This is a genomic window from Staphylococcus sp. 231237_7MaSpsaltlick (genome assembly GCF_043107035.1).
The window spans coordinates 273,070-286,916 of sequence record NZ_JBICNX010000001.1; the positions used below are offsets into that span (position 1 = coordinate 273,070).

Consider the following 13,847-nt stretch of genomic DNA (forward strand, 5'->3'; position numbering starts at 1 on the left):
ATATGAAGGCGATTATCGTAGATGACGAACCGCTAGCACGTAATGAACTACACTATTTATTAAATCAGATTCGTCCTTTTGATTTAATTAAAGAAGCCGAAAATATCTCTGAAACATTAGAATTGTTACTTTATGATAACTATGATGTTATTTTCTTAGACATTAATTTAATGGATGAAAGTGGTCTTGATTTAGCTAATAAAATCAAAAAAATGAAGCATCGCCCTTTCATTATATTTGCTACTGCACATGATACTTTTGCGGTAAAAGCGTTTGAATTAGATGCCATTGACTATATTTTGAAACCATTTGAACAACAACGAATCGCACAAGCTATCCATAAAGTTGAACAAGTGCTTCACTCAAATATCGAACAACAAAATTTTATAAATAATGATAATAATCCTAATGAAACACACAACAAACTTGAGAATATGCCAAACGTACTTCCTATAGAAGTTAACGAGCGTATTCATATTATTAACTTAGATGATATTATCGCAATTTCCGTCAATAACGGTGTCACAACGATAAATACGACACTCAATGAATTTGAGACTTCTGAACCGCTGAACCATTACGAAAAAAAATTAGACACTACTCAATTTATGAGAATTCATCGTGCCACTTTAATTAACAAGACACATATTCAAACAATTGAACATTGGTTCAACTATACTTATCAATTAACCATGACTAATCAATTAAAATTCCAAGTGAGTCGCTCTTATATGAAACCATTCAAACAAGATATGGGGTTATCTTGATTTTCAAGTTCTAATTTATGCATTTCAGAAACAACGTCTAGTAAGTCGCATGCCAATCCAACTAAAGTAATCGCTTTCATTTTATAATTAACCCAAGATCAATACGGGAGGAACTTTAATTATGGAAGCAAACAAACAACAAAATGCAGCACAAACGCAGCATTCAAAAACATATAATTTTTTCCATCAAGCACTTGTGATTGCTATTATCATGCTTATTTCAAATATTATCGAAAGTTTCATGCCAATTCCTATGCCAGCTTCAGTTATAGGTCTTGTGTTACTATTTATAGCGCTATGTACAGGTATTATTAAACTTGGTCAAGTCGAGAAAGTCGGCACAACTTTAACGAACAATATTGGTTTTCTATTTGTACCAGCAGGTGTATCAGTTATTAATTCACTAGGTATTTTAAGTACGAGCCCTATCCTAATTATTTTATTAATTATTATTTCAACGCTCTTATTGTTATTATGTACAGGGTTCTTTGCTCAAATGCTTATAACGAAATCCTTTATTCCAAGAAAAAGACCACAAAAACAACTTGCGGAGGATAAATTATGATTGAACATTTAGCTATCAACACACCCTATTTCGGTATTTTACTTTCATTGATACCATTTATTATAGCCACATTTTTATTTAAAAAAACTAATGGCTTTTTCTTATTCACACCGCTATTTGTAAGTATGGTAGTAGGTATAGCGTTTCTAAAATTAACTGGCATAGATTATGCAAATTATAAAATTGGCGGAGACATCATTAATTTCTTCTTGGAACCAGCAACTATATGTTTCGCTATTCCTCTATATAAAAAACGTGATGTTTTAAAAAAATACTGGAAACAAGTACTAGGCGGTATTACATTAGGTACCACGGCAGCACTAATTTGCATTTACTTAATAGCTGAAGCATTCCAATTTTCTAATGGTATTATTGCATCTATGTTACCACAAGGTGCGACAACTGCTATCGCACTACCTGTTTCAGCGGACATCGGTGGAATTAAAGAACTAACTTCATTAGCTGTTATATTAAATGGCGTAATTATTTACGCACTCGGTACAAAATTAATCAAATTATTTAATATTACCAATCCTATTGCTCGTGGACTTGCACTTGGCACAAGCGGACATTCCTTAGGCGTCTCTTCAGCACAAGAATTTGGTGAAACTGAAGCTTCAATGGCATCTATTTCATTAGTTATTGTCGGTGTAATTGTAGTAGTCGTTGCTCCAATCCTTGCAACAATTTTACTTTAAAGAAAAGTAAATGTATTGTTATGATAACTGTTTTTTTGCATTATCCTTTGTGCAATCAACTTTTCAAGTCAAAAAACCTCAACCATTTTTATGATTGAGGTTTTTATTTATGCTAAATCATTGTTTTAATTTGCTATTTATCCTATGAACCATTCAATTGCACGTTTTACTGCCTTGTCCCAATAAGCATAATCGTGCTTACCAGGTCCATCTTCAAATTGGTAAGATACATTTTGTGCATCCAAATATGCTATAAATTGTTTATTATCTTCGTAGAGTTGATCTTCTGTTCCACACATAATAAGTAACTCTGGTATTACCTTGCTTTCAGCTATTGCTTTATCTACTAAATAATATGGATCAAGTTCTGTATCCTGTGTCATTTTATCTACACCTGCAATTGCTTGGCCTGAAAAGTCATTCCAATCAATGTCTATAAAGGTTTGTGCATTAAATACAGATGATAATGGACAAGCTTTAGCAAAACGATGACCTTGTGTTAAGGCATATTTTATCGTTCCATATCCTCCCATAGAATGCCCTGCAATAAAGTTATCCTCTCTCTTCTGTGATAACGGTAAGATTTGATGTGCATAGTCTAATACTTCTAACACATAGTCAAAGTATTTATGACCAAATTTCATATTACTATAACCACTATGGTCAGCGTTAGGCATAATAACTGCAATTTGATGGTCATTAGCATAACGCTCAATACTTGTATAGCGCATATAAGATGTTTCATCACTTGATAAGCCGTGTAACAATAACATTGTCTTTAATTGTTTAGGCTCTACGTCCGTATTAAAATAACTAACATCTTCAGGTAAAATAGCTATAAATTGGTGATTCATACCAATAGTTTTGGATTTGTAATTTATCGTTAACAACGCCATATTATTTCACTACTTTCTTTACTGATTAATACCCTGAGGTCTATGTTTTTGTTTCTTCTGTGTTCTATTTGTAGGGTCTAATCGTTTTTCTAATAACCTTAATACAATATCTATTAAAATTGCAATTAATGCAATTGGTATCGCACCAGCTAAAATAAATGTAGTTCCATCTGTAGCATTTGTTCCACGGATTACAATATCACCTAAGGTCGGTGCACCAATAAATGACCCAACAGCGACAACTCCAATAGCTACAACAAGAGCAATTCTTAGTCCTCCTAAAATAACAGATAAAGCTAATGGTAACTCTATCATGCGTAAGACTTGATTACGTGTCATACCCATACCTTTACCGGCATCTTTAATATTTTCATCTACGCCTACAATACCTGTAAAAGTATTTTTAATAATCGGTAATAAAGCGTATAAGAATACTGTTACTACTACTGTCGTCGGTCCTAGACCCATAACTAACATCAAAATGGCAAGCATCGCTATAACGGGTACGGTTTGTATAATATTAGCAATTGTAATAATCGTCCATGAGAGTTTCTTATATCTAGCTATAACAATGCCAAGTGGGATACCCACAATAGCTGCAAATAGCACGCCATACACTGACATAAGTAAATGCTTAATAAATAAATCCCAAAGGTAGCCAAAGTTTACTGAATAATATTCGATTAATTGCTGTAATAGATTACCCTCCATTATTTTTGACCACCCTTCTTCTCATCTTCAAAATAGTTATGTTTTTTCAAGAAGTTTTCTGCAACAACTGCAGGCTCTTTCCCTTTACCATCAGCCTGATAATTAAGGTCTTGCATTTCACTTGTTGAAATCTTATTCTCTAACTTATTAATAATCGGTTTTAACTCAGGGTATTTACCTAATAATTCATTTGTTACTACCGAACTAGCTGCATAAGGTGGGAAAAAATGTCTATCATCTTTCAACACTTTTAAATCGTATGCTGCAATTCGACCATCTGTGGAATATCCTACTGCCACGTCAAGATTTTTAGAATTCAAGGCATCATATACTAAACCAATTTGCATCGGTCTAACAGTATTAAATTTAAAACCATATTCTTTAGTAAACCCTGGATAGCCATCGCCTTTACGATTTAACCATGAGCTATCGACACCTAGTTTTAATTCATCACTATGTGCTTTCAAATCAGACACTGTTTCTAAATTATATTTTTCAGCTGTCTCTTTTGTAACCATAAACGCATATGTATTTGCAAAACCATATGAGTTAAAGAATGTTTGATTAAATTTCTTTTGGAAACCTTCTTGAGTAGCTTTCATTGCTTTCTCTGGATCTTTAATGGGATCTTCATTCAATGCGCCTGTTAAATCTGTACCATTGTAACGGGCACCCGACATATTTGCATCACCGTTTACAAGAGCGTTATGCTGAATCGTGCTTGAACCTAAGTTATTTATTAATGTTGGTTTAATTTTCCCATCAGTATCATGTTCTATTAAAAGTCTCAGCATATGAGACATAATTTGTGATTCACTCGTCGCAAGTGCTGTAATCTTGACTTCGTTGTCTGAGCTATTTCCACCTAAACCGGGTAAACTACATCCAGACAACACCGTCAGACACAGTACAAGCGCGATACAATACTGTTTCAATCTTTTCATAATGTCCTCCTTAATTTATCTGGATACTTTTAACCCTTTTGGTACTGCCCATTTTTCAACTAATGATAGTAATAGATCTACAATTAATGCTAATGCTGTTACAAGCACTGCAGCACTTACAATCATCAATGGATCATATAAGTTTAATCCGTTAAATACAAAGTCACCTAAACCGCCCGCACCGACATAACTGGCAAGCGTCGCCCAACTAATTACATAAACAGATGATAATCGAATACCACCTAAAATCAACGGTAAGGCTAATGGCAATTCCACATCTTTCATTAATTGAAAACGAGTCATGCCCATACTTATTGCCGCTTCTTTAATATTACTATCGATATTTTTAACACCTAAAACAGTATTATTTAATATTGGTAAAAGTACATAGATAAATAAAGCTATGATTGCTGGTAATTTTCCCACGCCAAAAATTGGTATCATGACCGCAAGTACAGCTAATGTAGGAATCGTTTGTAATACACCAGCAACTGTAAGCACAATATTTGAAGTTCTTTTCATCTTGGATAGAATTATTCCTAAAGGCACAGCTACTACAATGGCAATCAACAAAGCGATCATTGAGATATAAAAGTGTTCTACTGTTTTAGAAATCAGTTGACCACCATATTGCTCTATGAATTGTTTCATTATATATCAGCTCCTACATTATCGGGCTCTACAATTGCAGCTTCAGTAGCGCTAACATCCTCATCTAATTCTCCCCAAATACTGTCATAAACGATATCTACTAAGTTGGCTCTCGTAACTAATCCAATCAATGTTTTACCATCACTATCCACTACTGGCACATTTCTTACATTTCTCTTAAGGATTGTACGAACAGAGTCTTGTAATTTACTATCTATTCGTACTCTATAAATATCACGTTGCATCATATCAATAAGATCCTTATGCGTTCTTAAACCTTGATTGATATCTTCAATATCTAAGTAACCTAATAATCTGCTATTGTTACCTACTACAAAAATAGTATCGACACGACGTGCTCTCATAATTTCTACTGCTTCGTTCAATGTACTATCCGCATGTACTGTAACTGGTTTAATCATCGCATCTTTAACCGTACGCATGTTAGGTCTATCTTGTATCAATCTATTTTGACCAATAAAGTCACGTACAAAGTCATTTGCTGGATGTCGTAAAATATTGTCAGGTGTGTCATATTGAATCACACGACCTTCTGACATAATACAAATTTTGTCGGCTAGCTTAATCGCCTCATCCATATCATGTGTGACAAAGATAAATGTTTTACCTAATTTTTGTTGTAACTCTTTAACTAAATCTTGTAATGTATCTCTAGTAATTGGATCTAACGCCCCAAAAGGCTCATCCATCAGAATAACATCCTGTTCAGCAGCTAATGCTCGAACAACACCAATACGCTGTTGTTGACCACCAGAAAGTTGTGAAGGATATCTATCTAAAAATTCTTCAGGTAAGTCGACTAATTTAATTAATTCTTTCGCCTTTTTTTCTTTCTTTTCTTGTGACCATTTTAATAATTTAGGCACTAAAACAATATTTTCTCTAATAGTCATATGTGGCATCAATCCGATTTGTTGAATAACGTAGCCAATTTTTCTACGCAATTCTACTGGATTCATCTTACGGACATCTTTGCCATTAATTGTAATTTGGCCATCAGTTGCTTCTATCATTCTATTTATCATTCTTAAGGCAGTTGTCTTACCGCTACCACTTGTACCAATAAATGCTATAAATTCACCAGATTCAACCTCTAATGAAATATTATCTACAGCTTTTTTACCACCGCCATAGACTTTAGATAAGTTTTTAATACTTAACATGGGTCAATTCCTTTCTATGTATATATTCAATTTCAACTAATCCCTAATAAATTTAGGGCTACTTGTGGATGTTATACATATCCTAAAATAAGTAAAAACATGAGCACATATAGCCCTAATTTGTTTATGTTTTGCTAAATACATATAAATAGTCGTTTTTGCTTAAATTTTTATCAGCCTATATATAACAAGATACATCAATTAATAAAATTAAACAATTTATAATGATGAATTTTGTTTATCAATACATTCAAAAAACCTTTTATTCAATAGTTTAAAATTTATTAATAAAATTTATTTTCGTTTAATTCCAATATGATGCCCAAGTTCTTTAGGTTGATGTTGAATTAATGCAATATCTGCATAAAGTTCAACTGATTTTCTAATAGTTTCTGGAAATGGCTTCGGTTTATTATATTCAGTGTCAATACCCATTAGCATCACTTCATATGTCGCGCACCTATCATTTTGCTCATTAGTTAATGTCATAAATACATGTAAGCGTTTCGTATCAAAATCAAATAATTCAACTGTAACAGTAATTGACTCATTTACTGTTATTTCTTTTAAATACATCACGTGATTTTCAAGTGTAAATATTGTATATTGCAATTGTTCGATTGCTTGTAAATCTAACCCTAAAGTAGCTAACCACCCGTCTGTTGCATCACTGAATACGCGGTTATACTCAGCGTCATTCATATGGCCATTATGATCCACCCAAGTTTTTTTTACTGTTGTCGTATATTCAAATAATGATTGAGTCATATTAATACACCGACTGATTATTGCTTTTTTTCATTGAAGGTGTGTCTTCTGGCCAATATGTTTCTGCAAGTTGCTTCACTTTAACTAAGAATTCATTGCGTTTTTGGTCAAGTTCTGACATCGTTTGTCCTTGTGATGAAGATTCACATCCATTGACGACTTCATCATAAAGTTCTTGGGTTAATTCAGGAGCTAATAACTTAGTCCAAGGTTTTTTCAATGCAGGACCAAATTGTTTTAACATATGACGCATACCGCCCTCACCGCCAGCTAAATGGAACGTCATAAACGGGCCATATTGTGCATAACGTAACCCAGCTGCGTGGGTAAACGCTTTATCTACTTCTTCTGTAGTAGCGATGCCATCATTAACAATATGCAACGCTTCTCTCCATAACGCTTCCATCAATCTGTCCGCCACATGTCCTTCAATTTCATGTCTCACATGCAGTACATCCATACCAATACTTTCGTAAATTGTTTCAGCTTTTACTGTTATTTCTTCTGTAGTTAGTTTACCAGGAACAATTTCAACTAAGGGCAAAATATAAACTGGATGAAATGGATGCGCTACCACTAATCTTTCTGGATGTTGTAAATTCTTTTGTAATTCTGAGGGCATGATACCTGATGTACTAGAACCTATTGTAGCATCAGGTTTTGCATAGAAATCTATCTCAGTTAATACTTGATCCTTTAATGATTCAATTTCTGGAACATTTTCTTGAATGTGATCTGCATCTTTAACTGCTTCTTCTAAATGAGGGGTGAACGTTAAATTTTCTAAAGATGCATTTTCTGCTAAGCCAAGTTGTTCAGCATATGGCCAATTTTGTTTCACTTGTTTCAACATATTTTCAAATGCATTTTCACTCGGATCTGTCGCTATGACTTCATGTCCATGTGCTAATATTCTTGTAATCCAACCGCTACCGATTACACCTGTACCTACAACTGCAAACTTCATTTTGTACCTCCTTGTGGCGATCTAAGCTTATACTTTTCACGCGCCTCTGCCGGTGTCATCGGCTCAATATCTAAATCTTTGAGTATTTCTACTGCTTTTTCAACAAGTTGTTCGTTAGATGCTTTTACACCTTTTGCTAAATATAAATTGTCCTCTAAACCAACACGAACGTTACCACCACGTTTTGCTGCTTCCTCTACTGTTGGAAATTGCATCCTTCCAATACCAAATGCTGACCAATCTGCATTTTCAGGTATACGTGTTTTAAAATATTCGATGGTTTCTGGATCATTTTCAGCGCCCCATGGAATACCTAAACAGAATTGAAATAGCGGTGTACCTTCAATAAGTCCTTCATTTATCAATTGTTTTGCAAAAGAAATATGGCCACTATCAAAGCACTCTAATTCTGGTTTAACACCTACATCCTTGACCAATTGAGCTTGTTTTCTCAACCAATCTGCAGGGCTCAAATAAATAGCGTCGCCCATATTGACACTACCACAATCTAATGTACACATTTCAGGTAATAATGTGCCAACTGGTTCATGTCTCTCATCAGGGGTTTGCATATCAGATCCTTTCTCTGCTGTATATGGATCTTCAAGGCTTGGAATGAAATCTCCACCTCCGCCTGACGTAATATTAATAATGATATCTTCATCTGCTGCTCTAATTAGCCTTACTGCTTCCCTAAAAAACTCCACATTATGACTAATCTCTCCTGTTTTTGGATCTCTCGCATGAATATGTGCTACAGTAGCACCAGCCTTTGCGCATTTAATTGCAGAATCAGCAATTTCTTGTGGCGTCACAGGGACATGCTTATTTTTATCTACAGTATCTCCAGCACCTGTCAATGCTGCTGTTAGCATAACTTTTTTCATTGATATAAACCTCCAAGAGCGTTTTTAATACATCGGTTAGTGTACCAACTGGACGGTTTAGTTTCAAGCCTTTAAAGATTTAAAAAAAGGAATAATCAACTTTAAATTGTCGATTATTCCTTTAGTAACAGTATTTACCGTAGTTTATTCATTTTATTATTTTTTTATAAATTACATAGACTAAAAAATAATTTAGTCGTTTTTATCACTTTGAGTATATTCCGTCAATCTGTCCAACACTTTTTCTCTCATCGATTCATCTAAATTATCTAAACCAAAAATTTCTGACAACCACAGTCCATCAACTGCCAACCTAATTATAGTGGCGTCTACTTTATCTAGCCCATCATTTTCAATATTATGTTGCCACTCTTTATATGTGTCTTGTAATGGTAACAGTAAATTACTGTTTATGCCTTGGGCAGCAAGCATGCCAGATGTAATCGAACCATTTTCAGCACGATGTTCACGAGTTGCTTCAATAAAGGCACGAACCCATTTACCGTTCTCGTTATTATCTTTTTCTACATATTCATTAACATTGTTACGATATAGTTCGTCTGCATGGTCAACGAGCCCTTGTATTAACGCAAATTTGTTTTGAAAATGGTACAATAATCCTCCTTTACTGACACCAGCTCTTTTAGCAACAGCATCTAACGTTAAATATTCACTACCTTGTTCATCAACGATAGCTGCAGCTGCCTGTAATAATTGTATCCGTTTGGAAACTCTTGGCATTCATACACCTTCTTTCTCAATGTACTATCTGACCTGTTGTCTCGTAGTATTTTATATTCGAGCAAACTATATACGATAAACGCTAAAGTTGCAACTCTATCTTTCTATAACTTCTAAATTAAAGACATATGTATATTATCATAGTTTCTAATATAGTTTACTTTATGTACACTGCCACGGCATGCATGATTATAGGAATAATTAAAAGCAGGGACAGTAATTTTAAGCCCCAGCCTAAACGCTTTATTCATTTTAAAAATTATTTATCATTCATGCCTTTACCATTTAAAATATGATCTATATATTTCAATACGCGATTTTCACGTGTGGAAGTTCTTTTAGCCTGTGCTATATGATACATATATTGTCTTTGTCTACCAGGAGTCAATTGATTAAACGCTTTTTCAAGTTCTGGTATTTCATCTAATTTTGCTTGTAATTCTACTGGCATTTCGTAGTCTTCTATTTCTTTCATAGGTACTTTTTTTCCTAATTTTTCTATTCTTATAGCTTCTTCAATATACCATTTAATTTCTTCTCTACGACGCTCTATTTCTTCTAAACTCTCAAAACGTAATTGTCTAGCTGCTTGTACATTTTTAGTTTGTTGAATCAATGTTTGATAAGGATCTTCCATAATAGCACCTTTTTCAAACAACAACGCACAATAATGTTTGAAGTCTTGTACAATCACTATGTTTTTATTCTCTAGTGTATAACAAGGATGCATCCATTTGTAATCTTCAACTAATTCAGTTTCTCTAATAATTTCACGCATCAATTTAAACTCGTCTTGCCACTGTTTTAATCTATCAATAAATGCATCTACTTTTATATGATTTTGTTGATTTGGCATAACACTTGCACCTCATTATAATTTTTATTTATTTTTATTCTACTATAAAATGCTCTATTTTATCTATTTGGAATCTTTTTCATCATAAAACCTAAGTTTTCCGATTGATACACTATGAATTAAACAAGAATTATGTTATGATTTTTTTATTATTTTTACAATTACATAATATATAGAGGTGATTGAATGCAACAAGCAACAAATTTAAAAAAAGTGTTAGGTCTCACAGATGTTTTAGGAATTGCTATTGGGCAAATTATCGGGGCAGGTGTCATGTCACTAACTGGTATTGGTATACAGATGACAGGCAGTGGTATAACACCTGCGTTTATTTTATCCGCTGTTATAACGTTATTGACTATGTTTCCAATTGCTATATTAGGTTCTACACTACCTACTACTGGAGGTATGTACCAATATACTAGCCGTTTACTGACCCCTAAAACTGGTATATTTTGGCTAATGTTGTTTATGTTTTTACAAATTACCTTATCCTTATATGCACTGTCATTTGCGCAATATTTAGAAGGGCTTTTTCCTGGCGTACCTGTTAGAACTGTCGCCTTCTTATTGTTGACTATTTTATTCATCGTGAATATCGTCGGCGTTAAGTCAGCATCTATTATAGGAAATTTGATGGTCATTACCTTAATTGTAGCCCTTTCTTGTTTCATCATCTTTGGTATGCCACACGTTAACTTTGGCGTATTTAATTCAAAATCAATGTTCCCAGATGGATTTACAGGTTTCTTTACTGCTGTTGGTCTAGTTTCTTTTGCCACTGGCGGAGCACAAGTGGTTGCTGAATTAGGTGGAGAAATGAAAAATCCTAAAAGAGATATACCAATTGTTATTATTGTAGCCACTATTTTTGTTGGTCTATTATATGCCTTTATTGCGTCAATTGCAGTTGGAGTTTTACCGATACCTGAAGTTGCAGGTAGACCTTTAACAAGCGTAGCAAAAGAAGTACTGCCTACGCCCATTTTTATTTTCTTTATGATTGGTGGCGCGATGTTTGCTTTAGCTACAACGCTTAATTCGACTTTTACGTGGGTAACTAAAAGTTTGTTAATCGCAATTCATGACGGCTATTTGCCTAAAGTCTTAGGTCGTGTGAACAAGCAATTTGGCACACCACATTGGCTTTTACTTATTTTTTATATTATAGGTGCGTTACCTATCATTACAGGTATGTCTTTAAATGTTGTTGCACAGTTAGGTACTGGTATATCATTAATTGTATTTGCATTTCCTGCATTAGCTGTAACACAATTACCTAAAAAATACCCTGAAGCTTATAAACAATCACCCTTTAAAGTACCCTATCCATTACTAGTTGTTATCGCAATCACTGCTATAATTATTTTACTTTATCAGTCTTATTTATTAATATCAGACTTAAAAGTAGGTTATATGATAGGCACATTAATTTATATCTTAATTTCAGCTGCTATTGCACAATTTTCAAATAGCAAAGCAAATTTAAATATAGATGATATACGTTTAAATACAATACACATTTCAGAAAAAATAAATTAATAAATGACCTCTCTATTAGGAAGCAGAACAGGAATCAAATTTTACTATAATGATTCTTAATCTGCTTCCTTTATTTCTGTTTATACGTTTACAAATATATATTTTGCTACAGTACTTTTGTTTTACTTATTATTTAATATAAGTAAATTAATATGAAATAATACAATAATCATTACTTAACAATATTCAATTTTGGTACAATTAAATATAATCATTTTAATTAATCAGATGATAATCAGTATTTTTGTAAGCGCTTTAACTTAAGGGGGAAGTAAAATGCAACAAGAAAGTATTTGGTTAACAATTGTGGGCCTAGTGATTATTATTTCCATTGTAGGCTTATTAATTGCGCAACGTATTAGTCCAGTAGTTGGTATGATTTTAATACCGAGTATTGGGGCGTTACTTTTAGGTTATAATATTGGGGATTTAGTAAAATTTTTCAATAGTGGCTTAGACCAAGTTATAAATGTCGTTATTATGTTTATATTTGCTATTATATTTTTTGGCATAATGAGTGATAGTGGTTTATTTAAACCACTTGTAAAAAAATTAATACTACTCACTAGAGGTAACGTCATAGTAGTCTGTATCGTTACTGCTTTAATAGGTATCTTCGCACAACTTGATGGTGCCGGGGCAACAACATTTTTATTATCTATTCCTGCATTGTTACCACTTTATAAAGCCTTAAATATGAATCGCTATTTATTATTATTACTATTGGCTTTAAGTGCTGCTATTATGAACATGGTGCCCTGGGGTGGTCCTATGGCGCGTACGGCTTCAGTATTAAATGTTAAAAACGTCAATGAACTTTGGTACGGTATTATACCTGCTCAATTAATCGGTTTTGCACTTGTACTGATTTTTGCAGCTTATTTAGGGCTTAGAGAGAAAGCGAGAATTAACAAAGCTATAAATAAAGGTGAAGTTAGAGATACACAACATATAGATATTCATAAAATTGTAGATAATTACGAAAAAGATCAAGCAGTAAAATTCCCAGTACGTGGAACTGCAGTATCTAAACCATGGATTAATTGGGTTAATGGATTACTTACGATTATTATTATCGTCATGATGTTAGCTAATATCGCACCGCCAGAATTTGCCTTTATGATAGGTGTTGCTATCGCGTTAGTAATTAATTTCCCAAACGTAGATGAACAAATGAGTCGATTAAAAGCACACGCACCCAATGCATTAATGATGGCCGCCGTAATTTTAGCGGCAGGAATGTTTTTAGGAGTGTTAAACGAAACAGGTATGCTAGAAGCAATAGCTTTAAACTTTATAGCTATTATTCCAGACGCAGTTGGTCCATATTTACATATTATTGTAGGTATCTTTGGTGTACCGCTTGATTTACTTACGAGTACAGATGCTTATTATTTTGCTGTACTTCCAATAGTTGAACAAACTGCTGGTCAATTTGGTGTCCCTGCTATATCTACCGCATACGCAATGATAATTGGTAATATTATTGGAACCTTTGTTAGTCCTTTCTCACCAGCCTTATGGTTAGCTATCGGTCTTGCAGAGGCGAATATGGGAACATATATAAAATATGCCTTTTTCTGGATATGGGGATTCGCTATTATCATGTTGATTATCGCTGTATTAATCGGCGTAGTAGCAATCTAAGTTATGAATATAAATTTGAACTT

Annotated in this window: 15 protein-coding genes; 5 read left to right on the forward strand and 10 right to left on the reverse strand. The window is 33.6% G+C overall.

What is annotated here, in order from left to right; translation table 11 throughout:
* Positions 1-2 precede the first annotated feature (2 nt).
* The 3 genes from ACF91D_RS01360 to lrgB all read left to right on the forward strand — a co-directional run bounded on the left by ACF91D_RS01360 (position 3) and on the right by lrgB (position 2,030).
* On the forward strand, positions 3-767 hold the full coding sequence (locus ACF91D_RS01360) for a response regulator transcription factor LytR (RefSeq protein ID WP_039067349.1): 765 nt from the start codon (positions 3-5) through the stop codon (positions 765-767).
* A 121-nt stretch (positions 768-888) separates the two neighbouring features.
* The gene (gene lrgA / locus ACF91D_RS01365) at positions 889-1,332 is read left to right on the forward strand and encodes an antiholin-like murein hydrolase modulator LrgA (RefSeq protein WP_039067351.1); all 444 of its coding nucleotides are present in this window, start codon (positions 889-891) and stop codon (positions 1,330-1,332) included.
* On the forward strand, positions 1,329-2,030 hold the full coding sequence (lrgB, locus tag ACF91D_RS01370) for an antiholin-like protein LrgB (protein WP_029378323.1): 702 nt from the start codon (positions 1,329-1,331) through the stop codon (positions 2,028-2,030). Before lrgA ends, lrgB begins: the two co-directional genes overlap by 4 nt.
* A 137-nt stretch (positions 2,031-2,167) precedes the next feature.
* On the opposite strand, the gene ACF91D_RS01375 is transcribed toward lrgB, so the two are convergent.
* The 10 genes from ACF91D_RS01375 to ACF91D_RS01420 form a co-directional block, all read right to left on the reverse strand.
* On the reverse strand, positions 2,168-2,926 hold the full coding sequence (locus ACF91D_RS01375) for an alpha/beta hydrolase (protein ID WP_069792308.1): 759 nt from the start codon (positions 2,924-2,926) through the stop codon (positions 2,168-2,170).
* An 18-nt stretch (positions 2,927-2,944) separates the two neighbouring features.
* The gene (locus ACF91D_RS01380; RefSeq protein WP_069792307.1) at positions 2,945-3,637 is read right to left on the reverse strand and encodes an ABC transporter permease; all 693 of its coding nucleotides are present in this window, start codon (positions 3,635-3,637) and stop codon (positions 2,945-2,947) included.
* Positions 3,637-4,581, reverse strand: coding sequence for an osmoprotectant ABC transporter substrate-binding protein (locus ACF91D_RS01385; RefSeq protein WP_327620751.1), 945 nt, complete (start codon positions 4,579-4,581; stop codon positions 3,637-3,639). Before ACF91D_RS01385 ends, ACF91D_RS01380 begins: the two co-directional genes overlap by 1 nt.
* A gap of 15 nt (positions 4,582-4,596) precedes the next feature.
* Positions 4,597-5,232 carry an ABC transporter permease gene (locus tag ACF91D_RS01390; RefSeq protein WP_017722793.1) on the reverse strand — a complete coding sequence of 212 codons (636 nt, stop codon included), beginning with the start codon at positions 5,230-5,232 and terminating at the stop codon, positions 4,597-4,599.
* Positions 5,232-6,416 carry a betaine/proline/choline family ABC transporter ATP-binding protein gene (locus tag ACF91D_RS01395; RefSeq protein ID WP_039067360.1) on the reverse strand — a complete coding sequence of 395 codons (1,185 nt, stop codon included), beginning with the start codon at positions 6,414-6,416 and terminating at the stop codon, positions 5,232-5,234. Before ACF91D_RS01395 ends, ACF91D_RS01390 begins: the two co-directional genes overlap by 1 nt.
* Positions 6,417-6,710: 294 nt before the next feature.
* Complete coding sequence (locus ACF91D_RS01400) at positions 6,711-7,184, reverse strand: thioesterase family protein (RefSeq protein WP_069792306.1); 474 nt, start codon at positions 7,182-7,184, stop codon at positions 6,711-6,713.
* 1 nt (position 7,185) lies between these two features.
* Positions 7,186-8,151, reverse strand: a complete 966-nt coding sequence (locus ACF91D_RS01405) for a 3-hydroxyacyl-CoA dehydrogenase NAD-binding domain-containing protein (protein ID WP_101049895.1) — start codon at positions 8,149-8,151, stop codon at positions 7,186-7,188.
* A complete protein-coding gene (locus ACF91D_RS01410) occupies positions 8,148-9,038 on the reverse strand; it encodes a beta-keto acid cleavage family enzyme (protein WP_069792304.1) in 891 nt (296 codons plus the stop codon). The genes ACF91D_RS01405 and ACF91D_RS01410 overlap by 4 nt, the downstream gene beginning before the upstream one ends.
* 192 nt (positions 9,039-9,230) lie before the next feature.
* Positions 9,231-9,779, reverse strand: coding sequence for a TetR/AcrR family transcriptional regulator (locus ACF91D_RS01415; protein ID WP_039067368.1), 549 nt, complete (start codon positions 9,777-9,779; stop codon positions 9,231-9,233).
* Positions 9,780-10,038: 259 nt separating this feature from the next.
* A complete protein-coding gene (locus ACF91D_RS01420; protein ID WP_327620752.1) occupies positions 10,039-10,635 on the reverse strand; it encodes a YdeI/OmpD-associated family protein in 597 nt (198 codons plus the stop codon).
* Positions 10,636-10,821: 186 nt separating this feature from the next.
* On the opposite strand from ACF91D_RS01420, the gene ACF91D_RS01425 reads away from it, so the two are divergent.
* Together ACF91D_RS01425 and ACF91D_RS01430 are read left to right on the forward strand one after the other, a co-directional pair.
* Positions 10,822-12,177, forward strand: coding sequence for an APC family permease (locus tag ACF91D_RS01425; RefSeq protein ID WP_101049901.1), 1,356 nt, complete (start codon positions 10,822-10,824; stop codon positions 12,175-12,177).
* Between the two features lie 276 nt (positions 12,178-12,453).
* On the forward strand, positions 12,454-13,824 hold the full coding sequence (locus ACF91D_RS01430; RefSeq protein WP_069792300.1) for a CitMHS family transporter: 1,371 nt from the start codon (positions 12,454-12,456) through the stop codon (positions 13,822-13,824).
* Positions 13,825-13,847: the final 23 nt, after the last annotated feature.